Genomic DNA, 23,452 nt, shown 5'->3' on the forward strand with positions numbered 1-23,452 from the left:
CATGGAGGCTGACTCGCCGATGCTGAGTTCCCCCGCAACCGGCGGGCGGAACCTGACCTACGGACTGCTCGATTCGCTCGGGCGCGCGATCGTCACCGGCCATTACGATGCGCACGTCTTCCCAACCGAGGCGGATCTGGCCAAGCAGCATGGCGTGAGCCGATCGGTGACGCGTGAAGCGGTCAAGATGCTGACCGCCAAGGGGCTGCTCACCGCTCGCCCGCGCAAGGGCACGACGGTGCAGCGTCCGGCGCACTGGAATCTGTTCGATGCCGATGTGCTGCGCTGGCTGCTGGAACGCACCTTCTCGCTCGAGCTGCTGCGCCAGTTTACCGAGCTGCGCATCGCGATCGAACCAGCCGCAGCCGCGCTCGCCGCCCGCGCCGCCGATGCAGCCGGCCTCGCGCTGATCCAGGCCGGCTATCGCCGCATGGAAGCCGCCGAGGTTGGCGAGGACGATCCGCTCGAGGCTGACATCGCGTTTCACGTCGCGATCCTCGCGGCGTCGGCCAACCCGTTTTACGCGCAGTTCCGCGACGTCGTCGAAACCGCGCTGCGCACCTCGATCCGCTTTACCAACCGGTTCAAGGGACGCACCGCCAGCCTGCCGCAGCACCGCGAAGTGCTGAGCGCGATCGAGGCACGCGATCCCGACGCGGCGCGCGACGGGATGATCGCGCTGATTACGGACGTGATGACGCTGATCGACGAGGCGGGGAAGACGGGCTGACCACCGGAAGCTCGGCGAGCAGTTCGTTGACGCGACGTTCGCCGTCGGCCAGCGCCTGATCGACGGTCTTCTGCCCCGTGATCGCGGCACCGACCTCTTCGCCGACAAGCCGTTCGATCGCCGACTGCCGCTGGACATAGCCGGGCAGCGGATGGCCGATGGTCGCCAGCGGCGCGATCTCGGCGCGATGCGGCATCGCCTTGAACGCGGCCGACTCGATGACGTTGCGGACCGCCGGGAGATGCCCGGTGCGCGCCCAGTCGAGATTATGCGCGGTCATGAATTTGAAGAAGCGCGCGATCATCGCGCGCTGCGCCGGGGTCCGCTCCCGCTTCGGGACGACCCAGACATGGCCGCTGACGAACTCGGCATGTTTTCCCCATAGGCGCGGATAGGGATAGACCGCATAGCTTCCGTGCAGCGGACGGCCGGGCGTCATCGCGTCCTGCTGGAACTGGTCGATCATCCACGTGCCAGTCGGATAGATGCCGCCTTCGCCGCTCAGGAACGCCGCGATCGCCGCGGGGGTGTCCTGATCGAGCGTGCCCAGCCCCTCCTGCGTCAGCGCCTTGAAATAATTGACGACGCGCCGTGCCTCTGGCGTCTGCAGCTTGATGTGCAGAGGGTCGGGGAAGATCACCGCGTCCTGCGCCATCAGATAGGTGTAGAGCGTCCGCGTCTGCGCCGCCGTGTCGGCGACAAGGCTTTGCAGCAGGTATGGTTTGCCGGTGCTCGCCTTGAACTGGCGGGCATGGGCGAGCAGTTCTTCGGCCGATCGCGGCAGCATCGGCTTGCCGTCGCGCATCAATCCCGCCTGCGCGAACAGCTTGGTGTTGATGTGATAGAGGCCGCCATGCGTGTCCCAGGGCAGGCCGTAAAGCCGGTTGTCGACCGTCGCGGCCATGCGGCTGGCATCGGTGAACTGGTCGGGCTTCAGCCCGGCGGCCTCGAGATAGGGCTCGACAGGCTCGAGCAGACCGCGCGCGGCATAGTCGGAGATCACCCCGCCATGCATGCTGACGATGTCGGGCGGGTCGCCGGCCGCGAACTGCGCGCTCAGCTGCGGATAGCCGGGCCAGGCGACGACGTTGCTGCTGACCGGCGCACCGGCGTTCTCGGCGTTGAACTTGTTGATCATCGAGGTGATGATCCCGCATTCGCCCTTCGCCGCGGCGACATCGGTCGCGGTGCCATAGGCCGCACCGCATTCGCCGAAGAAGCGCTGCAGATAGATTTTGCCATCGTCGGCGCCGCTGCTGCTGCCGCAGCCGGTGGCGAGCAGCGCGAGGCCAAGTGCCAGGGCGATCCTCATCGCGCCGTCCCCGCCATCGACTGGACGATGTGCTTCTGGAACAGGACATAGACGATGAAGATCGGCACCGACGCGAACACCGCCTGCGCCATCAGAAAGCCGAGGCCGCTGGTCTGGGCATAGTTCATCTGGGCCGAGGCGAGCCCGACGGTCAGCGTATACATGTCGCTGCGCGTCGCCGAGATCAGCGGCCACCAATAGCTGTTCCAGCTGGCAAGGAAGGTGAACACGCCGAGCGTCGCCTGAGCGGGCAGGGTCAGCGGCAGGAGCACACTCCAGAAGATGCGCAGCCGCGACGCGCCGTCGAGCATCGCCGCCTCATCCAGATCCCGCGGGATCGCACGAAAATACTGGGTCATGAAAAACACGCCAAAGGGTCCGGCCAGGCCGGGCAGGATCAGCCCGGGATAGCTGTTGTGAAGGTGGAACGCGGCGAACAGCTGATGCTGGGGCAGGATCACCGCCTGTTCGGGAATCGCAAGGCCAAGCAGGACGAACACGAACAGCGTCCGGCGGAAGGGGAATTCGAGCCGTGCAAAGCCGTATCCGGCGAGGCTGCACAGCGCGAGCACGCCGATCGTCGTGCCGACCGACACGATCAGGCTGTTGAACAGCCAGCGAAACACCTGATCCCCCGACAGGATCGCCCAGTAATTTTCGAGCGTGTAGGGAAATTCGAGCGCCGCGCCGCTGTTGCCGACCAGCGCCTGGTTGGACTTGAGCGACAACAGGATCGTCCAGATCAACGGGGCCAGCATCACCGCCGCGGCGAGCAGCAGCGCGATCAGCGTCGCGGGACGGACCCTGCCCTCGCCCGGTCGGAACGCGGGTGTGGTGCGATCAGCGGCCATTGCCAGCCTCCGACGTCCGCATCGTGAACCAATATTGCGCCAGCGTCAGCGCGACGATCAGCAGGAACAGGATCTCTGCCGCAGCAGCGGCATAGCCAAGTTCCCAGCGCCAGAACGCGGTCTCGAAAATGAACAGGACCATCGTCCGCGTCGCGCCATTGGGGCCGCCGGCGGTGAGCAACTGCGACTGGCCGAACAGCTGAAGCTGCGCTGCGGTCTGGAGCATGACCACCAGCACCAGCGTACGGCGGAGCGAGGGCAGGGTGATCCGCCACAGGATCGTCCAGCGGCTCGCGCGGTCGAGTGCAGCCGCCTCATAGATGTCACCCGGGATCTGCTGCAGCCCGGCGAGGAACAGCATCATCGGCAGTCCGATCGACCACCAGATCGTGGTGATCGCCAGCGCCCACAGCGCCAGCGTTGGGTCGCTCAAGAACGGCAGCGGCGGTGTCCCCAGCGCCTGCGCCACTTCACCCAGCAGCCCGGCGTCGGGGGCGAGCACGAAGCGCCAGATCAGGGTTACGATCGTCACCGACAGGACCGATGAGGAAAAGAAGATGCCGCGAAACACCGCCGCGTCGCGGGTCGGGCGGTTCAGTGCGAGCGCGAGCATCAGCGACAGCACCGTCAGGATCGGCACGATCATCGCCGCGAGCAGCAACGTCTGGAAGATCGCGGCATGGAACACCGGATCACCCGCCAGCCGCACATAGTTTTCGAACCCGACGAAGCTGCCCCCGCCGAACAGATCGACGCGGGTCATGCTGAGCCCGATTCCTGCCAGCAGCGGATAGATCAGGATCAGCAGGTAGATCGCGAGGAACGGCGCGACGAAGCCGAAACTGGCGAGACGATCACCGCGCCTCATGCTGCGGCGTCCGTGACCTGCGCATGATGGCCGTCGCCATTGCAGTCGAACAGATGCGCCGCCGCGCCATCGATGCGCAGGCGAACCCGGTCGCCCAGCTTGACCGCGCTCAGGCCCGCATCCTCGGCGGTGATCTCCTGCCCGTCGCTCAGCTTGGCATAGACGAGCGTGCGATCGCCGAGCCGCTCGACCAGCAGAACTTCGGCATCGCACGCACCTTCGCCCGCCGCTGCAACGCGCACATGTTCGGGGCGCAGGCCGAGTTCGACCGAGCCGGAGGGCAGGGCGGCGCGATCGATCCGGGTCGTCACCTCGGTCCCGTTGCCCAGCCGCACGCGCGCAGGGCCGTCACCCGGCACCAGCGATGCGGGGAGCAGGGTCATTGCCGGCGAGCCGACAAAGCGCGCGACGAAGCTGTTCGCCGGACGGGTATAGATGTCCATCGGCGCGCCGATCTGCTGGATGCGGCGGTCGTTCATCACCACGATCCGGTCCGCCAGCGTCATCGCTTCGGCTTGGTCATGCGTCACCATGATGATCGACGCATCGACGCGACGGCGCAGCTGGGCGAGTTCGACCCGCGTCCGCGTGCGCAGCGCGGCGTCGAGGTTCGAGAGTGGTTCGTCGAACAGGAACAGCTTGGGATGCTTGACGATCGCACGCCCGATCGCGACGCGCTGGCGCTGGCCGCCCGACATCTGCGCCGGTTTCTTGTCGAGCTGGCTCTCGATCTCAAGGACCGCTGCCGCTTGTGCGATGCGGGCGTCGATCTCGGCTTGGGGCACGCGCGCGTTGCGCAGGCCGAACGCCATATTCTCGCGCACAGTCATATGCGGGTACAGCGCATAGGCCTGGAACACCATTGCCACGTCGCGCGCGCCGGGATGGAGCTGGTCGATGCGCTTGCCATCGAGAACCACCTCGCCCGCATCGGCGGTTTCGAGACCGGCGATGATCCGGAGCAGCGTCGACTTGCCGCTGCCCGATGGCCCCAGAAATGCGATGAACTCACGGTCGGCCATGCTCAACGACACGTCGTCGAGGACCGGCGTTTCTCCATAGGCCTTACGGACGTTACGAAGCTCGAGGCTCACTGCGGCATCCCATATTATCTTATTTATCGCACTTTTTAACAAAAGCGGGCCGGACGTCAATCCGCGCTGCGCAGATCGCGGCGGGGAGCATGCCCAAAATCCGTCGCTGAAACCACACTCGCATTTATCTTATAATTGTGGTTTAGCGATCCCGAACCGCCTGTGGGACCCGTAACCGACCATGACCATCCAGTTCGAAGCCATCGCCGCGGCACAAGCGCCGCACAGCCAGATCACCGTCCGCCGCGGCGACGCCGAACGCACCTATCAACTCGCCTCGGGCGAGCATCCTGCCTATGTCGATTTCTTCAACCGGGTGGCCGACGATTTCGGTTCGCGCCGCCCGCATGTGCTGAGCGGTCCCGCGCCCAGCGACCTGCCCGCACCGGACTGGCAGCCGCTGCTCACCACCAACGCCAGCCCGCGAATCACTTGCGGCTATGGCGATCCAGCCGTGCTGAAGACCGATCAGGGCTATGTCCTCGTCGCGACCTCCAACGATGCGCCGGATGCGTTTCCGATCCTGCAGTCGGACGACCTTCAGACCTGGACGCACAAGGGCTTCGTCTTCGCCGAGGGGGAGGCGCCGGAGTGGACCGCGCATGGTCGGCATGTCGGCGACTTCTGGGCGCCGGAAATGGCGCGGGTCGGGGACGAATATTGGCTGGTCTATACCGCGCGCCAGAAATCGAACGCGCTCGCCATCGGGCTGGCCAAGAGCGACAGTCCGTTCGGTCCATGGCGCGATCTGGGTCATCCGCTGGTGACGGCGCATGCGGTCAACACGACTGGTATCGCTGCCGATCCCGCCCAGCCAGTGATGAGCGGAGGGGTGATCGATTCGCACATCTTCATCGACGACGATGGCGAGCGTTATCTGTTGTGGAAGCGCGACACGAACGGCGTGTGGCCGCGCCCGCTCGCAGGTCTGTTCCGCCAGCGGCCCGAGTTGATCGATCAGGTCTTCACCGTCGAAGCCGATCGCCGCACCGCGTCGCTCGCTGCCGCACTCCAGCCTTGGGCCAACTCACAGCGGCCGATGGAACGCTTCTTCCTGATGCAGCCGCTGATCGAGGCGGTGCTCGACAATTGGCAGCAGGTGAAGGCCGCGCTGGCGGACATCCCGGAGGGCGAAGCGATCCTCGAGGCGATGAGCACGCCGATTTACGCACAACGGCTGACCGAAACCGGTGAGCGGGTGGGCGAAGAGCATCTGGTGCTGACCAACGACCTCGAGTGGGAGGGGCATCTGATCGAGGGGCCGTGGGTCACGAAGCAGCAGGGCCGCTATTGGATGTTCTATGCCGGCAATGACTTCGGAACGCCGGCCTATGGCATCGGTGTCGCGGTCGCCGATCATATCTTCGGCCCCTACGTCAAACAGGGCGATCCGCTGCTCAAGTCGACCACGACCTGGTGGGCGCCGGGCCATGCCTCGGTCGCGCCGGGGCTGGATGATGAGCCGCAGTTGTTCTTCCACGCCTTCTTCCCCGGCACCGGCGGTTACAACGAATTCCGCGCGCTGCTGACGACCCGGCTTGGCTTCGGGCCGGACGGGGTGACGACCGGCTAGGGCCGGACGGCGGGCGCTGGTTGCGCGCCGGTCGACGGACCGTCGCCTGCGATGCGCGGCCAGCCGTCCTGCCACTCGATCCGGTCGAGCAGCATGATGCGGCGCGTGTTGACGTCGTCGCCCGGCTTAGCGCGCGGACGCTTGGCATCGACCGCGTGGTACAGCATCCAGTGATCGCCACCCGCGTCGGCGATCACTGCATTATGGCCCGGTGCGACCCACTGGTCGCGCTGGGCGAGGATCACGCTGGCGGGCGCGCCGGTCGCGTCGCGCAGCGTTTCGAACGGGCCGGTTGCGCTGCGCGACCGCGCGACCATCACGGCATAATGCGCCTTGGGCCCGCAGCAATTGTCGCCTGAGTAAAAGAGATAATACCAACCCTCGCGTCGCAGCACCCAGGCGCCCTCGATCAGGCGCTGGTAGTTTGCGGGATCGTCGGTCTTGTCGACCTCGACCAGCGGCTTTGCGGCGCTTCCTGCTGCGAAGGAGATGCGGTCAGGGGCGAGTTCGCGCACCTTGATGGGCCCGAACCCCGATCCCCAATAGAGCAGCCGCTTGCCGGTTGCCGGATCATCGAACGACATCGGGTCGATATTGACGAAGCCCTCGCCGCATTCGAGCGGGCGGCCGCTGTCGGCAAACGGCCCCTCCGGCCGGTCCGCGACCGCCACCGCGAGGCACAGGCCGCGCGTCGTGTCCTTCAGCGCGGCGTCGGGCTTGGCGGAGTAATAGAGATAGTAGCGGCCGTCATGCTGCGCGACGTGCGGCGCCCAGAAATCCTGCGTCGCGCTCGCCCAGCCCGGCTTTTGCGGAAGCGCGTCGCCGAGATGCTCCCAGCGAACCAGATCGCGCGAGCGGGCGACCTGGATATTGTTCATCCGCCCGGGTTCGCCGCCCTGCGTCGCATAGACATAGTAATAGCCGTCCGGGGCGAGCAATGCCGCCGGATCGGCGAACTCGCGGTCGAATACCGGATTGGCGTAGGTCGTCGGCGCGTCGCGTGGGACAGTGGCGCAGGCGGAGACGGCCAGCAGCGCGGCGAGCAGGGATGGGGTTCGCATCGCGCCGGTGTAGCGCACCGGCTTCAGCGATGACAGCGCCGGCTAGCCCGCAAAGCGTTGAGGGGACAAGCCTTTGACGCCGGGATCGACCTCGAACAGGCAGCCGCCATGCGGTTCGTCGATGCCGTCGGCGGCGGAAGTGATGAACATCCGGTCGAATGATCCCCCGGCAAAGGTCATGCTGGTGATCTGGCTCGCGGGCACGTGGATCGCGCGCTCGACCTTGCCGTGCGGATCAAACCGGCTGACCCGCGACCCGCCCCAATGCGCGATCCACAGCCCGCCTTCGGCATCGAAGGTCATGCCGTCTGGATGGCCCCATTCGGGCTCGAACTGCAGCCACAGTTCGCGCGGGCCGAGCGTCGCGCCGTCGAGCGGGAAGCGATAGATCTGACCCAGCACCGTGTTGGTGTGGAACAGCCAGCGTCCGTCGGGGCTGATCGCGGGGCCGTTGGCGACGTGATAACCGTCATCCATCCGCGTGATCGATCGATCGGCTTCGACGCGGTAGAAGGAGCCGGTCGGGACGTCACACGTCACCGGCATGGTCCCGGCCCAGATCCGCCCGTCGCGATCGGCCTTGGCATCGTTCATCCGGTTGATCGCCGGCTCGCCGGCAGGAAGGTCGACCAAAGCCTCGATCGACACCGGCACTGACGAGGCGGGGTCGAGGATCACCGCCTTCACCCCGCTGCGGAACCCGGCGACCAGACCCGGTGCATCGCGCCGCTCGATCACCCAACCGACCATCTCGGGCATCACCCAACTCGCCACCGCGCCATCGGCCAGCGACAGGCGGTGGATCCGCTGTTCGATGATATCGACCCAATAGACCGACCCGTCGCGCGCGGCGAGCGGCCCTTCGCCAAGCTGGTCGCGGCGGTCACGTGGAATGATGCGGTAATCGTTCAGGCTCATCGGTGGCCCCATCGCGGCGCGAGAGTGCGCGGCGATGGGGCCTATAGGGCGCTTTGGATCGCTCCGGAAGGGCCGCAGGCCCTTGCGTCAGCGATGGGTTTCCGAACCCATTCCTAAAAATCGAAGCGGAGCGATCCCGAGATCGTGCGTCCATTGGCGGTCCGGGCAAAGCCGATGCCGTTGGCGGGCACGCTGGCCTGGTTTACCTCAAAGATGCCGAGCTGATCGAACGCATTGTTCACATTCAATGCGAGGCTGCCGCCCTTGAACAGCTTGACCTGAGCAAACAGGTCGACCGTGGTGAAGCCGGGCATGACCAGCAAGTTCGAATCCTGCGCAAAGCTCTTGGTAATGGTCACCACGCTGGCACCGACAGTCGCCCGGGCGAGGTCCACGGCGGAGGTGGCGGTCAGCGTCCAGTCGGGTTGGTGGCGCGGCACCTTGCCGGTCAGGGTGGGAACAAGCAGATCCTGCGTGATCTTGGCCTTGGTATAGGTCGCGCCCGCCATCAGGCTGAACGGTCCGCGCTGGATGCCGCCTTCCATCTCGACGCCAGTGGCGCGATAGGTGCGGTCGGTGCGGTTGGCGGCACCGTTCAGCACATTGTGGTCAGCGGCGGTGACGCGGAACGCGGTAGCGTTGAACGTGAAGCCGTCCTTGCGGAACTTGAAGCCGCCTTCCAGCTGTTTGACCTCATCCTGCTTGTCGCGCTCGCTGCGGATATCGCCGGTGGCGTTGTCGATCAGCGGTGTGAACAGCACCTTGTCGGCATTGGCGCGCGCGCCCTTGCTGTAGCGGGCGAAGACCGAGAACGGCTCGGCGACGCGATAATTCACACCCGCCGAATAGCTGAGATAGCCGTAATCATAGTTGACCGCCCCCGGCTGAGTGAAGGGCAGGAAGGCGACGCGGTTTTCGGCCGGATTGATTAGGCCGTCGCGGTTGATGTCCTGCGTGATCAGGCCAACGCTGCCGTTGTTGAGGTCAGCGCCAACCAGCGTGCCGCGCACCTTGCCCTTGTCATACCGCAGGCTGCCGCCGATCGCGAGCTTGCCGACATGGAAGTTGACCGATCCATAGGGCGCGAACACCTTGTAATTCACGTCGAACGCGCGGCGGAACAGGCTGCTGGCGCGGGCAAAGGCGTAATAGCCGTTCAACGTCTGCGGAGCACCGCCCGCGTTGAAGATATCGACCATCGCGGTGCCATTGTCGCCGTTGACGTCGACGTTCATCGCGGTGTGCAGCCAGGTGGTGTTGAGATCCTGCGACGCGAAATAGGCGCCGAGGGTCGTGGTCAGCTTGCCGCCGGACAGGTCCCACACCTTCGACCCGCGAATGTCGTTGGTGAAGTTGTCGAGCGAGCGGGCGCGGACGAACGACACGAAGTAGAGCGAGAGAAGGCCGTTGCCGTTGATGTTGGCCGTCGGGCTGATCGGCTGTCCGGCAAGCGGGCCACTGGCGTAGCGCGCGGTTGCTCCGACGCCGCCTTGCCCTGCGGCAAAGGCCGATACGGTGTTCGCGCTGTTGGGGAAGGCGCGGCTGAAATCGCCGCGATTGACCGAGTAGCGCATGCGTTCGGTGATCGTCCAACCGGCGATCTCGAACTGACCCTCAAAGCCGATCGACCGCGATTCCGCGCTCTGCCCGGTGGCCATCGGCAGGGCGGCGGGCTGGTTGTTCTGGTCCAGCGTCACGACCGGCCCGAGGTACGAGGAGAGCACCGAATCCCGCCGCAGGTCGAACCCCGCGAAGCTGCGGATATTCGGATTGTCGTTGGTGCCGGTGATGTTGGCGAAATAGGGCGCGAAGGTCGGCGAGCGATCGTCGAGTACCTTCAGGTACATCCGCACATAGCCGCCGGTGAACTGGTGGGTGATGTTGGCCTTGATCTGGCCACCCTTCCACCCGTCGAAGCCGATGTTGCGCGGGCCTTCGCCCGAACGATAAAATCCGCCGATGTGAAATCGGGTGTTCTCGCCGAGCTTGGCGCCATAGCTGAAATCGACGCGCTTCTCGTCATAGTCGAGGCCGGTCGAGAGCTGGATCGAACCGCCTTCGACATCGCCGGTGCGCGACAGGATGTTGATCAGACCACCGGGGGAGTTGGAGGCGAAGGTCGAGGCTGAACCGCCGCGGATCGATTCGATCGCAGCGACGCTGAGGTCGTTGCGCAGATAAACGTCGGCCCCGACGTTGAAGAGGTCGGCAAACTCCAGCACGGGCAGGCCATCTTCCTGGATCTGCATGTATTTGGAACCACCTGCCGCGAGCGGAAGACCGCGGACGGTGTAGTTATTGTTGCCCTCACCAATGCCGGTCGCGACGCGCAGGCCCGCCATCGTGCGCAGGACTTCGCCGAGCGGACGCGGCCCGAGTTTCTGCACATCGGCACCGCGCAGGGCACTGGTCGACGTAGCGCTGTCGAGCCGGTCGCGCCCCTTGGCGACGCCGGTCGAGAAGACCTCCTGCGCCTGGGCGGCGGGCTTATCCTTGCCCTGATCCTCCGTTTCGGTCGCACTGTCATTGGGTGCAGCAGGATCCGTCACGGCGAGCGCCGGACTGGATAGTGCCAGAGACGAAGCGAACAAGAGGAGTGCCGTTTTAGCCATGATCGATTATCCTCACCCTACCCATTTTGAAGTCGCGGGGCATGTGAGCGATGCACTCACCGCGCCCCGTCAATGCACTTGTATAGGAAGGGCAGGAGGCAGCCGGTTGCCGGGCACATTTATCTGGCACCGGCCCGCGACATGATCGCGAATAATCAGCAACTTGTCAGTTATGAACATCGCTGTATGCTCAGCTTTACTGAGCAAATACGGTGCTCGCCTGTTCGACGACAAACATGAAACGACGGGTTATGTTTTGCGACTCAGTTCCCGCATCGCATCATCCAGACCCGCCAATGTAAGCGGATACATGCGGTCGTTCATCAACTCCCGGATGATCCGCACCGACTGCGAATAGCCCCATTGTTCTTCGGGGATGGGATTGAGCCAGACGGTCGCGGGATAGGTATTCGTGACGCGCTGCATCCAGGCGGCGCCGGCTTCCTCGTTGAAATGCTCGACCGATCCGCCCGGATGGCTGATTTCATAGGGCGACATCGATGCGTCCCCGACGAAGATCACCTTATAGTCGTGGCCGAACTTGTGGAGCACGTCCCAGGTCGGGGTGCGCTCCTGAAAGCGGCGACGATTGTCCTTCCACACGCCTTCATACAGGCAATTGTGGAAGTAGAAGAATTCGAGATTCTTGAACTCGGCGGTCGCCGCGCTGAACAGTTCCTCGCACAGCTTGACCCATGGGTCCATCGAGCCGCCGACGTCGAGGAATAGCAGCAATTTGACCGCATTGTGCCGCTCGGGCCGCATGCGGATGTCGAGCCAGCCCTGCCGCGCGGTACCGTCGATCGTCGCGTCAATATCCAGTTCGTCCGCAGCGCCTTCGCGGGCAAAGCGGCGCAGGCGGCGCATCGCGACCTTGATGTTGCGGGTCCCGAGCTCGCGGGTGCTGTCGAGGTTCTTGAACTCGCGGCCTTCCCAGACCTTCAGCGCGCGCTTGTGCGTGCTTTCGCCGCCGATGCGCACGCCCTCCGGGTTATAGCCCGAATTGCCATAAGGTGAGGTGCCGCCGGTCCCGACCCATTTGTTGCCGCCCTGATGGCGCTCATGCTGTTCCTCGAGCCGCTTCTTGAGCGTCTCCATGATCTCTTCCCACGAGCCGAGCGACTTGATCGCCGCCATCTCTTCGGGCGTCAGATATTTCTCGGCGATTGCCTTGAGCCACTCCTCCGGAATCTCGGCGGTCTGGACGCCGTAGGTGGAGGCTATGCCCTTGAAGACTTTCGCGAACACCTGGTCAAAGCGGTCGAGCAGCCCCTCGTCCTTCACGAAGGTCGCGCGGGCGAGATAGTAAAATGCCTCGGGCGTGCGGTCGATCACGTCGCGGTCGAGCGCTTCGAGGAGCACGAGATGCTCCTTCATGCTGGCGGGGATGCCTGCGGCGCGGAGCTCATCGACGAAGGAGAAGAACATGGGGGAAGTGTGGCGAGAGTCGCTCCGCCGGTCCAGATACTTCGTCACCCCGGACTTGATCCGGGGCGGGGCTGCCTTTCACGCGGTCAAGAAAGCCCTGTCCCGGGTCAAGCCCGGGACGACGAGAGGTCAGCGCGCGTAGGCGTCGATCAGCGATCCGACATAGTCCGGGCGCTCGCCGGTCAGTTCGGGGGCGGGGCGGGCCTTTGCCACCTTGGCTCCACTGGTCGGGCGGCCATAGATGAAGCCGTGGACCGGGTAGATGGTCGATCCAAGGCCGCGATTGTCGCGGTACCAGACCTTGACCTGTGTCCAGTCGCCTTCCGGCGACACGTCGAACAACGTCACGTCCTGCTCGACCTGTCCGCGCTTGCCGTCAAAGCGTGACCAGTTGGCATGGGTGACCATCACGACGCGCGGCTCGATCACCCGGCTCACCACCGAGACATGGCCGAGGGGGAGGGCGCCCGACTTGGCAAATGCGACCACCGCGCCGACCTCCGGTGCCTGTCCGCGCTGATATTTGCTCGCGGCCTGGCTCCACCAGGTCCAGGCATCGCCCCAGATCTGGATGCCCGACGCGGCGCGCGCGAATGGCACGCATTCGCCGACATAGTTGAGGATCGATGCCGAAGCGGGCGCCGCGACCAGTGCCGCGGCGCCGAGGATCGACAGCATGATCCGGCGGGGGGTCCGGTTCGACTGCATGGGGGAAGGATAGGGGTGCCGCGCTTCGGAATGGTTTGCGGGTGGGGTTAAGCGCGCGGTGACCATGCTGGCGCGAGGAATCCCCCATGCGGGAAATGGTTCCGGACAAAGGGCGCGATGGCTTTACACCCACGCCGCAGCTTCCTATCGGCTCGCCATGACACAGCCCGGCGAATCCATCCTTATCGTTGATTTCGGCAGCCAGGTGACCCAGCTGATCGCACGCCGCGTGCGCGAAGCGGGCGTCTACAGCGAAATCGCCCCCTTCAATGCCGCCGCAGAGGCGTTCGAGCGGATGAAGCCGGGTGGCGTGATCCTCTCGGGATCGCCCGCATCGGTGCTGGAAGAAGGGTCGCCGCGCGTTCCCGACGCGATCTTCGAAAGCGGCATTCCGGTGCTCGGCATCTGTTACGGCCAGCAGGTGATGATGCACCAGCTGGGCGGGCGGGTGCAGCTGGGCGACAGCGGCGAGTTCGGCCGCGCCTTTATCGACATCGCCGATGGCTGCGCTCTGTTTGACGGCTTGTGGAGCGAGGGCGAAACGCATCAGGTGTGGATGAGCCATGGCGACAAGGTCACCGACCTCGCCCCCGGCTTCCGCCCGGTCGCGGCCAGCCCCGGCGCGCCGTTCGCGGTGATCGCCGATGACAGCCGGCGCTACTATGCGATGCAGTTTCACCCTGAGGTCGTGCATACGCCCGATGGCGGCAAGCTGCTCGCCAATTTCGTGCGGCATGTCTGCGGGCTCAAGGGCGACTGGACGATGGCGGAGTTCCGCCAGACCAAGATCGCCGAGATCCGCAAGCAGGTCGGTAGCGGCAAGGTCATTTGCGGCCTGTCCGGCGGCGTCGACAGCGCGGTCGCGGCGGTGCTGATCCATGAAGCGATCGGCGAGCAGCTGACTTGTGTGTTCGTCGACCACGGCCTGATGCGCAGCGGCGAGGCCGATCAGGTCGTCAGCCTGTTCCGCGGCCATTACAACATCCCGCTGGTCCATGTGAACGCGGAAACGCTGTTCATGAATGGCCTCGCCGGTGTCACCGACCCGGAGGCGAAGCGGAAGTTCATCGGCAAGACCTTCATCGATGTGTTTGAAGCCGAAGCGAAAAAGATCGGCGGCGCGGAGTTTCTGGCACAGGGGACGCTCTATCCCGATGTGATCGAAAGCGTGAGCTTCACCGGCGGGCCGTCGGTCACGATCAAGAGCCACCACAATGTCGGCGGCCTGCCTGAGCGGATGAACATGCAGCTGGTCGAGCCGTTGCGCGAACTGTTCAAGGACGAGGTCCGTGCGCTCGGCCGCGAGCTGGGCCTGCCCGACGTGTTCGTCGGCCGCCATCCGTTCCCCGGACCCGGCCTTGCGATCCGTATCCCCGGCGAAGTGACCAAGGAACGTTGCGACATCCTGCGCAAGGCGGACGCGGTGTATCTGGAGGAAATCCGCAACGCTGGCTTGTACGACGCGATCTGGCAGGCGTTCGCCGTGCTGCTGCCGGTCAAGACCGTCGGCGTGATGGGCGACGGGCGCACCTATGACAGCGTGTGCGGCCTGCGCGCGGTGACCAGCACCGATGGTATGACCGCCGATGTCTATCCGTTCGACGCCAGCTTCCTGACCCGCGTCGCAACGCGGATCGTCAACGAGGTGAAGGGCGTCAACCGCGTGGTGTACGACTATACCTCGAAGCCGCCGGGCACGATCGAGTGGGAATAAGTGGACGGTTTCGGAGACAGATGATGCAGCTTCCTTCCGCCAGCAACTATGCCTGGCCGACCACCCTGTTCCTGTTCGTGCTGGCCGCGACCCCGATCTTCGGTTGCGTGACGCCGTTCGTCGCGGCAGCGGCTGCGGCAGCTGGGACGATGGAGCGGCGCGCGGGCGCGCTGACCGTGCTGGCTTGCTGGGCGGCGAATCAGGCGATGGGCTTTGGTTTCATGGGCTATCCGGTCGATGGCTATGCGATCGGCTGGGGCACGGCGATTGCGGGCGGCGCGATGCTCGCCTGGGTCGCGGCGCGGATGGTCGCGCGCAAGGGCGCGACGCTGGTACAGGTCGCGGGCGGCGCGGCGTTCGGCTTCATCGCCTATGAAGGGTCGCTGTATTTGGTCGCGCTGGCCTTTGGTGGCATTGGCACCTTCACGCCGAAGATCGTGCTGACCATCCTCGCCAATGATGCGCTGTGGCTGGCAGTGCTGATGGCCGCCTATGGCGTGTTGAGCAGCAGCGCGCCGCAGCTGTTCGGACGCCGGCTGCGCCTCGCCTGATGTCGGACCTGCGGATCGTTTCGCTGCTGCCCAGCGCCACCGAGATCGCGGTCGCGCTGGGACTGGGCGATGCGCTGGTCGGGCGCAGCCATGAGTGTGACTGGCCGCCCCGCGTCGAGGGGCTGCCGGTGCTCACGCGGAGCAAGCTCGCCAAGGGGCTGAATTCCGGCGAGATCGAGGATCGTGTGCGTGCGATCGTTGGTGCCGGGCTGTCGGTCTATGAAGTCGATGCCGATGGCCTGCGCGCGCTGAACCCCGATGTTGTGCTGACGCAGACGCAATGCGCGGTGTGCGCGGTGACGCCGGACGATCTGAGCGCCGCACTCAACGACTGGACCGGAACCGCGCCGGTGTTGATCAGTACCGCGCCGGATACGCTCGGCGATGTGTGGGGCGATTTCGCGGCAGTAGCGGCGGCGACGGGGACGGATGCCGGGCCGGTCGTGGCGCAGCTCAAGGCGCGAATGGACGCCGTGCGCGCGGCGGTTGCCGGTCGGCCCCGACCGCGCGTCGCCGCGATCGAATGGCTCGATCCGCTGATGATGGCGGGCAACTGGGTGCCGGAACTGATCGAGATTGCAGGCGGCGACAGCCTGCTCGCGGCGCATGGTCAGCATTCACCCTATGTCGGGATCGAGGCGCTGGCCGAGGCTGATCCCGACGCGATCGTGCTGATGCCATGCGGGTTCCGCATTCCCCAGACGCTGGACGAACTGCCCGCGCTCGCCGCGCATCCGTTGTGGCAGTCGCTGCGCGCCGTGCGCGAAGGGCGGGTGGCGGCGACCGATGGCCAGTATTTCTTCAACCGCCCCGGTCCGCGCCTCGTCGAATCGGCGGAGATCCTCGCGGAAATCCTGCATCCGGGAGTCGATTTCGGGCATCGCGGCGCCAATTGGATCGCGGTTGGCGCGGAGGTGATGGCATGAGCATCGAAGTCTACGGCATCCCCAATTGCGACACGGTCAAGAAGGCGCGGACCTGGCTCGACGCCAATGGCATCGCCTACGCCTTCCACGACTATAAGAAGGAAGGCGCGGACCCTGCGCGCCTCGCGAAATGGGCCGAGGCGGTGGGGTGGGAGCCGTTGCTCAACCGCGCCGGCACGACCTTTCGCAAGCTCGATGAAGCCGACAGGGCCGACATCGACGCGCCCAAGGCACTGGCGCTGATGGCGGCGCACCCCTCGCTGATCAAGCGCCCGGTGGTCGAGTATCGCGGCGGGCTGCTGGTCGGGTTCAAGCCCGAGCTATGGGCCGCCGCGTTGCTGTAAGGGGGCAGGGAGATCACTCCCCCGCCCACTGGAACACCTCCTCCAGCGGCTTTTCGAACGCGCGGGCGATGCGGAATGCGGTTTCGAGCGTCGGGGAATATTTTCCCTGCTCGATCGCCGCGATCGTCTGGCGGGTGACGCCCACGCGGTCGCCCAGATCGGCCTGCGTCATCTCACCCGCCATGAAGCGCAACGTGCGGATCTGATTGCTGATCGGGGGATTAGCCATGCCAGCCCCGCCGATAGCTGATCACCACCATGATATCGCGCACGATTTCGGCGATGATGATCGCGGCCAGCGCAGAATTGGCGACCGCCCAGCCGCTGTCGGTCAGCGGTAGCACGACGCCGACCCACAGCATCAGGCCCATCAGGACATAATAGCCGGTGCTCGCCCCGCGCCGCGCGATCGAACGGTCGCGTTCATCGGGCTTTGCCCGCGCCTCGCTCCCCATCCGGGCACGCAGGAACAGCCAACCGCAGCCGAGGATCAGCAGCCGGATCACGCTCGCCGCCCCGAACAGCGCGACATAGGTCAGCGTCTCCAGTCGGCCTGGCGCAGGGTCGACGATGCCGACCGCTATGAAATAGCCGCCATAGGCGATCACCATCCCGATCAGTTCGAGCCAGGCGAGCTTTTCACGATAAGCCATTGTCAGACTCCCTTGCGATAGCCGAGCGCGGTGGCGCCGAACCGCACCGCTTCGGCGAGGATGAAGGCGCCTGCCAGCGCGAAGATCGTGTCCGGCCCGTGCAGCCCGAAGTGCAGCCAGACGATCACCGCGACCACGCCAAGGATCAGGGTGAGGTAGGCAAATCCCGTCGCGCGTCGCCCGACCGCGCGGTCGCGTTCGTCAGCCGGGGCGTTGGCCTCCTTGGGCGCGCCGATCGCCCAGATCGATGCCGCCGCGATCATCACTGCGGCCTGTGCCACCGTCGCGACGATGAACGGGCCGAGCATCGCCAGCCCGCGCACGCCGTGCGGCGTCAGGGCAAGGATGATGAAGAACGCACCCCAGATCAGCACCGTGCTGAGGAACGACACCCACGCAATCTTCTCTCGAAACGCCATGCGCTTCCTCCCATGTAAGCTCTATGCGACTCAATGTTATATATATCGAACATCGAGTCAAGATAGGCATACATGTCGAATGAGGTCGCTGGCGTGCTCGCGTTGGCCCCGCTAGAGCGCGACCCATGTCCACGACCTTCACGATCGACACCTCCACCAGCCGCGCGACGCCGACTCCGGCGCCGATGAAGCGGCTGACTGTGCCCGCGATACAGGCGCGCAAGGGCAAGGAGCCGGTGGTGATGCTGACCGCCTACACCGCGCGCATGGCGCAGCTGCTCGACCCGCATTGCGACATGCTGCTGGTCGGCGACAGCCTCGGGCAGGTCATCTATGGCTTGCCTTCGACGCTGGCGGTGACGCTCGACATGATGTGCGCGCATGGCGCGGCGGTGGTGCGGGGCAGCTATCATTCGGTCGTCATCATCGACATGCCGTTCGGCAGCTATGAAGCGAGCCCGCAAAAAGCGTTCGAATCGGCCGCGCGGATCATGGCGGAGACCGGCGCCGCTGGCGTGAAGCTGGAGGGCGGGGAGGCGATGGCGGAGACGGTCGCGTTCCTCACCAGCCGTGGCATTCCGGTAATGGGCCATATCGGCCTGACGCCGCAGGCGGTGAACGCACTGGGCGGCTATGGCGCGCGTGGACGCGGCAATGCCGAGTTCGCCAAGATCATCGGTGACGCGCGCGCCGTGGCGGAGGCCGGTGCCTTTGCCATCGTCGCCGAGGGTGTGGTCGAGACGCTGGCGAACGAGATCGTCGCTGCGGTGTCCTGTCCGGTGATCGGCATCGGCGCGTCGGCGCAGTGCGACGGCCAGGTTCTGGTGACCGAGGATATGCTCGGCCTGTTCGAGCGCACCCCGCGCTTCGTGAAGAAGTTCGACGACATGGCTGGCCGCATTTCCGCCGCGGTCGAGAGCTATGCAGGGGCCGTGCGCGATCGGAGTTTTCCGGGCGACGAACAAGTCTATAAGCCCAAGGACTGACGCTTTCGTTTCCCGTTCGGCGCGGCTAAGGTCCGCGCCCGCACCCCCCTAGTTTTCCCGATGGAGTTTCCCCTTGGCGCTGAGCCCGCAAAGCAACGATGCCTTTCTGCGTGAGGTCGATGAAGAGCTCCGCAAGGATCAGGCGTTGCACATCTGGCAGAATTACGGACGCTGGATCATCGTCGCGGTGATCGCCGCGCTCGTCGCGTTCGGCGGCTTCCTCTACTGGCAGAGCCATAATGAAGGGCAGCGTGCGGCCGAGGGCGACAAATATGCCGCGGTGTTCAAGGCGCTGGGTGAGAACAAGCCGCAACTGGCCGAGGCGTCGCTGAAGGAGCTTGCTGGCTCCGGTACCGCCGGTTTCAGCGCGAGCGCGCGCTTCACTCAAGCGACGCTGCTGCTGCAGAAGAACGATCTCAAGGGCGCGGCCGCGCTGATGGGTGCGATCGCCGCGGACACGAAAGTCCCGCAGGAATTTCGCGACCTCGCGCTGATTCGTCAGACCATGGTCGAATATGACACGATGAAGCCCGATGCGGTCGTCGCACGCCTGCGTCCGCTCGCGGTCAAGGACAGCCCCTGGTATGGCAGCGCGGGCGAAATGCTCGCCGGTGCCTATCTGCGCCAGGGCAAGCGCGCCGATGCGGGCAAGCTATACGGCGAAATCGCCAAGGACGAGGGCGTTCCGCGCTCGATCCGTCAACGCGCGGTTCAGATGGCCGGCGTACTGGGTGTCGACGCGATCGTCGACGAGGGTGAGGACAAGAAAGCACAATGATGAAGTCGGTTCGTATCCCCGTCGCGCTCGCGGCGCTGGTCGCATTGAGCGCTTGCGGCATCTTCAAGGGCGGCGGCAGCAAGACCCCGGTCCTCGGGCAGCGCGTGCCGATCCTCGCGGGCGAGTCCGGCATCACCGCCGACAAGACGATCGCGGAAGTTCAGGTCGTACTGCCGATGGCCGCGGTCAACCCGGGCTGGACCCAGCCGGGTGGCAACGCGTCCAAGGCGATGGGCCATCTCGCGCTCGGCCAAACGCCGGCGCGCGTGTGGTCGGCGAAGATCGCCGGGACTACGGGCCGCGTGCGGCTCGCCGCCACGCCGGTCGTGTCGGACGGCAAGCTGTTCGTCGTCGATACCGATGCGGTCGTCCATGCGTTTGACGCCAACACCGGCGGCAAGCTCTGGTCGCTCGCGACGTCCGCCGACAAGGAAAACCGCAACGCGGCGTTCGGCGGCGGTGTGAGCGTCGAGGGCGGGCGCGTGTTCGCGACCAACGGGATCGGCGATGTCGTCGCGATCGATGCGGCGGCGGGCACCGAAGTCTGGCGCAAGAAGCCGGGCGGCCCGCTGCGCGGCGCACCGACGCTGTTCCTCGGCAACGCCTATGTCGTGTCGCAGGACAATCAGCTGTTCGCACTGGCGCAGGCCGATGGCGCGGTGGTGTGGACCCAGTCAGGCACCCCGGAAACCCAGGGCGTGTTCGGCGTGGCGGCCCCCGCGGCGGGACAAGGCACGATCGTCGCCGGCTTCTCGTCGGGTGAGCTCAACGCCTATCGCTACGAAAACGGCCGGTCGCTGTGGACCGACACGTTGTCGCGTTCGACCATTTCGACCTCGGTCTCCAGCCTGGTCGATATCGATGCCGAGCCGGTGATCGATCAGGGCCGCGTCTATGCGGTCGGGCAGGGCGAGCGCATGGCTGCGGTCGAACTCAATTCGGGCACGCGGCTGTGGGAACAGAATTTCGCCGGCATCTCGACCCCGTGGGTCGCGGGCGAATGGATCTTCGTCATGACCGACGATGCGCGCCTCGTCTGCATCGCACGCGGCAGCGGCAAGGTCCGCTGGATCAGCCAGATGCGCGCGTGGCGCGATGAGAAGGACAAGAAGGGCCCGATCAACTGGGTCGGCCCGGTTCTCGCCGGCGACCGCCTGTGGCTCGCCAATTCGCGCGGCGAGCTGGTCTCGGCATCGCCCGCCGACGGCAGCATGGGTTCGACGATCGAGGTTGGTGGCAAGCTGAGCCTCGCCCCGATCGTGGCGAACAACATGCTGTACGTCCTTACCGACAAGGGTGAGATCACCGCCTATCGCTAAGGCAGGAGTTGCGGTAGGAGGCGCGGATGCGTCTTCCTACCGTAGCAATCATCGGCCGCCCCAATGTGGGCAAATCGACCCTGTTCAACCGGCTGGTCGGCAAGCGCCTTGCGCTTGTCGACGATCAGCCCGGGGTCACCCGCGACCGTCGCGAAGGCGATGGCGACCTGCTCGGATGCAAGTTCCGGCTGACCGACACTGCGGGGTTCGAGGAAGAAGACCCGGCGAGCCTGCCGGGCCGGATGCGCGCGCAGACCGAGGCGGCGGTGCGCGAATCGGACGTAGCCCTGTTCATGATCGATGCACGCGCCGGGATCACCCCGCTCGATGCCGAGGTCGCGCGCTGGCTGCGCAGTTCTGGCACCCCGATCGTTCTGCTCGCCAACAAGGCCGAGGGTCGCGCGGCTGAACCCGGCATCCATGAGGCGATGGCGCTGGGGCTGGGCGATCCGGTTCCGTTCTCGGCCGAACATGGCGAGGGCATCGCCGACCTGTTCGAGGCGCTCCAGCCCTATATCGACCGCGAAGTGGACGAGTTCGCCGAGGAGGATGAGGAATCCCCCGACGCGCCGCTCAAGCTCGCCGTGGTCGGACGCCCCAATGCCGGCAAATCGACGCTGATCAACAAGCTGCTCGGGCAGGACCGCCTGATCACCGGGCCAGAGGCGGGGATCACCCGCGATTCGATCGCGATCGAATGGATGTGGACCGACGAGCAGGGCAATCAACGCCCGGTGCGCCTGATCGACACTGCGGGGATGCGCAAGCGCGCCAAGGTGCAGGAGAAGCTGGAAAAGCTCTCGGTATTCGATGCGCTGCGTGCGGTCGATTTCGCCGAGGTCGTCGTGCTGCTGCTCGATGCGACCAAGGGGCTGGAGGTCCAGGACCTCAAGATCGCCGACAAGGTGCTGCAAGAGGGCCGCGCGCTCGTCATCGCGCTCAACAAATGGGATGTGGCCGAGAATCAGTCGAGCCTGTTCAACGGCGTGAAGGGTGCACTCGACGAGGGCTTGGCGCAGGTGAAGGGCGTACCGCTGCTCACCGTTTCCGGCGCGACCGGCAAGGGGCTCGATACGCTGATCAAGGTCGCGTTCGAAACGCGTGAGGCTTGGTCGCGGCGTATCACCACGGGCCAGCTTAATCGTTGGTTTGAGCGCGCGATCGAGGCGAACCCGCCGCCCGCACCCGGCGGCAAGCGGATCAAGCCGCGCTATGTCACCCAGGCCAAGTCGCGGCCGCCGAGCTTCATCCTGTTCGGCACGCGCGTCGACCTGCTGCCCAAAAGCTATGAGCGCTATCTGGTCAACAGCATGCGCAAGGAGTTTGATTTCGGCGCAGTGCCGGTGCGGCTGACGATGCGGCCGTCGAAGAACCCGTTCGATCGTGAGTGACGGCGCAACGCCGCTGCGCATCGACGCACGCGGCCTGCGTTGCCCCTGGCCCGCGCTCCGACTGGCTCGAGCTTTGCGATCGGGCGCGCAACGCGTCGACATCCTCGCCGATGACCCGGCGGCCGAACGCGAGATCGGCGCGCTCGCCAGCGCGCATGGGCTAACCCTGCAGCATGTCGAAATCGACGGCGTGGGCGGTTTTCGGATCGGATAAGCGTTTCACGTCAACCTCACGTTTACCGGCTTACCCATATCTGTGATCTGGATGTAACGCGTGTGCTGGAGGCTGATGTGGCGACGCTCGATGGTGACCGGCTGGTAGACTGGACGGCGTTCGCGCAGGCCCGGACGCAGCTTGGCGCCAATTTCGTCCGCATTCTCGGCTATTTCCAGGAGGACGGCGTCAAGTCGGTCGCGCTGATCGAAGAGGCGATGCGATCAGCCAATGCTGCTGCGATGGTGCTGCCCGCCCACACGCTGAAAGGGGAATCGCGCCAGTTCGGTGCCGAGCCGCTGGCTGAATGTGCCGCCGCGATTGAGGATATCGCCCGCCATTGCGTCGAGAATCGCTATGAGCCGAGCGAGGCGCTCAAGCATGTCGTCGAATTGCGCCCCCTGTTTCAGGCGACGCTGACGCTGTTGGAGCGCGAGGCCAATCCGCTGGTCGAGCGGCGCCCGATGTTCGGACGCCGCCCCGCCGCGTAATTCTTACTCCGCCTGTTCAGGCTTGGCGTTGAGCTGGATGTAATTCTGGATGCCCATCCGCTCGATCATCTCGAACTGGGTTTCGAGCGTGTCGACATGCTCTTCTTCGCTGTCGAGGATGCGCTGGAACAGGTCGCGGCTGCCATAGTCGCGGACCTTTTCGCAATGTTCGATCGCGTCCTTGAGCAGCGCGACCGCTTCATATTCCAGATCCAGATCGGCCTTGAGCGCCTCTTCGACACTCTCGCCGATGCGCAGCCGCCCGAGCAGCTGGAAATTGGGCAGGCCATCGAGGAACAGGATGCGCTCGGCGAGCATGTCGGCATGCTTCATTTCGTCGATCGATTCGTGACGCTCGAACTCTGCGAGCTTCTTGACGCCCCAATGGTCGAACAGGCGATAGTGCAGCCAATATTGGTTGATCGCGGTCAGCTCGCCCTTGAGCACCTCGTTCAGAAAATCGATGACCTTGGGGTCGCCCTTCATGTCGCACCTTTCGCGTTCGGAATTC

At 65.3% G+C, this 23,452-nt stretch carries 25 protein-coding genes; 12 read left to right on the forward strand and 13 right to left on the reverse strand.

Annotation, left to right across the window (positions count from 1 at the left end):
* Nucleotides 1–19 precede the first annotated feature (19 nt).
* Entirely contained in the window at nucleotides 20–730 is a 711-nt protein-coding gene (locus VGN66_RS15325) for a FadR/GntR family transcriptional regulator (RefSeq protein WP_327519683.1), read from the forward strand.
* On the opposite strand, the gene VGN66_RS15330 is transcribed toward VGN66_RS15325, so the two are convergent.
* Genes VGN66_RS15330 through VGN66_RS15345 form a run of 4 tightly spaced genes read right to left on the reverse strand, consistent with a single transcriptional unit; the run spans nucleotide 684 to nucleotide 4,855 of the window.
* A complete protein-coding gene (locus tag VGN66_RS15330; protein ID WP_327519684.1) occupies nucleotides 684–2,042 on the reverse strand; it encodes an extracellular solute-binding protein in 1,359 nt (452 codons plus the stop codon). The two genes, VGN66_RS15325 and VGN66_RS15330, sit on opposite strands and share 47 nt — an antisense overlap.
* Nucleotides 2,039–2,893, reverse strand: a complete 855-nt coding sequence (locus VGN66_RS15335; RefSeq protein ID WP_327519685.1) for a carbohydrate ABC transporter permease — start codon at nucleotides 2,891–2,893, stop codon at nucleotides 2,039–2,041. The genes VGN66_RS15330 and VGN66_RS15335 overlap by 4 nt, the downstream gene beginning before the upstream one ends.
* Nucleotides 2,883–3,761 carry a sugar ABC transporter permease gene (locus VGN66_RS15340; RefSeq protein WP_327519686.1) on the reverse strand — a complete coding sequence of 293 codons (879 nt, stop codon included), beginning with the start codon at nucleotides 3,759–3,761 and terminating at the stop codon, nucleotides 2,883–2,885. Before VGN66_RS15340 ends, VGN66_RS15335 begins: the two co-directional genes overlap by 11 nt.
* Nucleotides 3,758–4,855, reverse strand: coding sequence for an ABC transporter ATP-binding protein (locus VGN66_RS15345; RefSeq protein ID WP_327519687.1), 1,098 nt, complete (start codon nucleotides 4,853–4,855; stop codon nucleotides 3,758–3,760). Before VGN66_RS15345 ends, VGN66_RS15340 begins: the two co-directional genes overlap by 4 nt.
* Nucleotides 4,856–5,036: 181 nt before the next feature.
* Between VGN66_RS15345 and VGN66_RS15350 the strand changes: the two genes are divergently transcribed.
* On the forward strand, nucleotides 5,037–6,428 hold the full coding sequence (locus VGN66_RS15350) for a family 43 glycosylhydrolase (RefSeq protein WP_327519688.1): 1,392 nt from the start codon (nucleotides 5,037–5,039) through the stop codon (nucleotides 6,426–6,428).
* On the opposite strand, the gene VGN66_RS15355 is transcribed toward VGN66_RS15350, so the two are convergent.
* The 5 genes from VGN66_RS15355 to VGN66_RS15375 form a co-directional block, all read right to left on the reverse strand.
* On the reverse strand, nucleotides 6,425–7,489 hold the full coding sequence (locus VGN66_RS15355) for a glycoside hydrolase family 43 protein (RefSeq protein ID WP_327519689.1): 1,065 nt from the start codon (nucleotides 7,487–7,489) through the stop codon (nucleotides 6,425–6,427). The two genes, VGN66_RS15350 and VGN66_RS15355, sit on opposite strands and share 4 nt — an antisense overlap.
* A 42-nt stretch (nucleotides 7,490–7,531) precedes the next feature.
* Nucleotides 7,532–8,407, reverse strand: coding sequence for an SMP-30/gluconolactonase/LRE family protein (locus VGN66_RS15360; RefSeq protein WP_327519690.1), 876 nt, complete (start codon nucleotides 8,405–8,407; stop codon nucleotides 7,532–7,534).
* Between the two features lie 113 nt (nucleotides 8,408–8,520).
* Nucleotides 8,521–10,956 carry a TonB-dependent receptor domain-containing protein gene (locus VGN66_RS15365; protein ID WP_327519691.1) on the reverse strand — a complete coding sequence of 812 codons (2,436 nt, stop codon included), beginning with the start codon at nucleotides 10,954–10,956 and terminating at the stop codon, nucleotides 8,521–8,523.
* A gap of 312 nt (nucleotides 10,957–11,268) precedes the next feature.
* Complete coding sequence (locus VGN66_RS15370) at nucleotides 11,269–12,447, reverse strand: VWA domain-containing protein (RefSeq protein WP_327519692.1); 1,179 nt, start codon at nucleotides 12,445–12,447, stop codon at nucleotides 11,269–11,271.
* Nucleotides 12,448–12,576: 129 nt separating this feature from the next.
* Nucleotides 12,577–13,125, reverse strand: coding sequence for a CHAP domain-containing protein (locus tag VGN66_RS15375; protein ID WP_327519693.1), 549 nt, complete (start codon nucleotides 13,123–13,125; stop codon nucleotides 12,577–12,579).
* 187 nt (nucleotides 13,126–13,312) lie between these two features.
* Between VGN66_RS15375 and guaA the strand changes: the two genes are divergently transcribed.
* The 4 genes from guaA to VGN66_RS15395 are packed head-to-tail and all read left to right on the forward strand — an operon-like array spanning nucleotide 13,313 to nucleotide 16,690.
* On the forward strand, nucleotides 13,313–14,869 hold the full coding sequence (guaA, locus tag VGN66_RS15380) for a glutamine-hydrolyzing GMP synthase (protein ID WP_327519694.1): 1,557 nt from the start codon (nucleotides 13,313–13,315) through the stop codon (nucleotides 14,867–14,869).
* A 23-nt stretch (nucleotides 14,870–14,892) separates the two neighbouring features.
* Nucleotides 14,893–15,420, forward strand: a complete 528-nt coding sequence (locus VGN66_RS15385; protein ID WP_327519695.1) for a hypothetical protein — start codon at nucleotides 14,893–14,895, stop codon at nucleotides 15,418–15,420.
* Entirely contained in the window at nucleotides 15,420–16,346 is a 927-nt protein-coding gene (locus VGN66_RS15390; RefSeq protein WP_327519696.1) for a cobalamin-binding protein, read from the forward strand. Before VGN66_RS15385 ends, VGN66_RS15390 begins: the two co-directional genes overlap by 1 nt.
* Nucleotides 16,343–16,690, forward strand: a complete 348-nt coding sequence (locus VGN66_RS15395; protein WP_327519697.1) for an ArsC family reductase — start codon at nucleotides 16,343–16,345, stop codon at nucleotides 16,688–16,690. The genes VGN66_RS15390 and VGN66_RS15395 overlap by 4 nt, the downstream gene beginning before the upstream one ends.
* 13 nt (nucleotides 16,691–16,703) lie before the next feature.
* Here VGN66_RS15395 and VGN66_RS15400 read toward each other — a convergent pair whose 3' ends face one another.
* The 3 genes from VGN66_RS15400 to VGN66_RS15410 are packed head-to-tail and all read right to left on the reverse strand — an operon-like array spanning nucleotide 16,704 to nucleotide 17,762.
* Entirely contained in the window at nucleotides 16,704–16,919 is a 216-nt protein-coding gene (locus tag VGN66_RS15400) for a helix-turn-helix transcriptional regulator (protein WP_224919989.1), read from the reverse strand.
* On the reverse strand, nucleotides 16,912–17,343 hold the full coding sequence (locus VGN66_RS15405) for a hypothetical protein (protein ID WP_327519698.1): 432 nt from the start codon (nucleotides 17,341–17,343) through the stop codon (nucleotides 16,912–16,914). The genes VGN66_RS15400 and VGN66_RS15405 overlap by 8 nt, the downstream gene beginning before the upstream one ends.
* Nucleotides 17,344–17,345: 2 nt before the next feature.
* A complete protein-coding gene (locus VGN66_RS15410) occupies nucleotides 17,346–17,762 on the reverse strand; it encodes a hypothetical protein (protein ID WP_224919991.1) in 417 nt (138 codons plus the stop codon).
* Nucleotides 17,763–17,887: 125 nt separating this feature from the next.
* Here VGN66_RS15410 and panB point away from each other — a divergent pair, with 125 nt between their 5' ends.
* From panB to VGN66_RS15440, 6 genes are all read left to right on the forward strand, one after another.
* Nucleotides 17,888–18,748 carry a 3-methyl-2-oxobutanoate hydroxymethyltransferase gene (panB, locus tag VGN66_RS15415; RefSeq protein WP_327519699.1) on the forward strand — a complete coding sequence of 287 codons (861 nt, stop codon included), beginning with the start codon at nucleotides 17,888–17,890 and terminating at the stop codon, nucleotides 18,746–18,748.
* A gap of 73 nt (nucleotides 18,749–18,821) precedes the next feature.
* Nucleotides 18,822–19,526, forward strand: a complete 705-nt coding sequence (locus VGN66_RS15420) for a tetratricopeptide repeat protein (RefSeq protein WP_327519700.1) — start codon at nucleotides 18,822–18,824, stop codon at nucleotides 19,524–19,526.
* Nucleotides 19,523–20,845 carry a PQQ-like beta-propeller repeat protein gene (locus VGN66_RS15425; protein ID WP_327519701.1) on the forward strand — a complete coding sequence of 441 codons (1,323 nt, stop codon included), beginning with the start codon at nucleotides 19,523–19,525 and terminating at the stop codon, nucleotides 20,843–20,845. Before VGN66_RS15420 ends, VGN66_RS15425 begins: the two co-directional genes overlap by 4 nt.
* A gap of 26 nt (nucleotides 20,846–20,871) precedes the next feature.
* Entirely contained in the window at nucleotides 20,872–22,236 is a 1,365-nt protein-coding gene (gene der / locus VGN66_RS15430) for a ribosome biogenesis GTPase Der (protein ID WP_327519702.1), read from the forward strand.
* Complete coding sequence (locus tag VGN66_RS15435) at nucleotides 22,229–22,450, forward strand: sulfurtransferase TusA family protein (RefSeq protein WP_327519703.1); 222 nt, start codon at nucleotides 22,229–22,231, stop codon at nucleotides 22,448–22,450. The genes der and VGN66_RS15435 overlap by 8 nt, the downstream gene beginning before the upstream one ends.
* Nucleotides 22,451–22,527: 77 nt before the next feature.
* A complete protein-coding gene (locus VGN66_RS15440; protein ID WP_327519704.1) occupies nucleotides 22,528–22,941 on the forward strand; it encodes an Hpt domain-containing protein in 414 nt (137 codons plus the stop codon).
* 3 nt (nucleotides 22,942–22,944) lie between these two features.
* Here VGN66_RS15440 and bfr read toward each other — a convergent pair whose 3' ends face one another.
* Nucleotides 22,945–23,427, reverse strand: coding sequence for a bacterioferritin (bfr, locus tag VGN66_RS15445; protein ID WP_224919998.1), 483 nt, complete (start codon nucleotides 23,425–23,427; stop codon nucleotides 22,945–22,947).
* Nucleotides 23,428–23,452: the final 25 nt, after the last annotated feature.

This window comes from Sphingomonas sp. (assembly GCF_035998645.1).
Taxonomy (GTDB): domain Bacteria; phylum Pseudomonadota; class Alphaproteobacteria; order Sphingomonadales; family Sphingomonadaceae; genus Sphingomonas.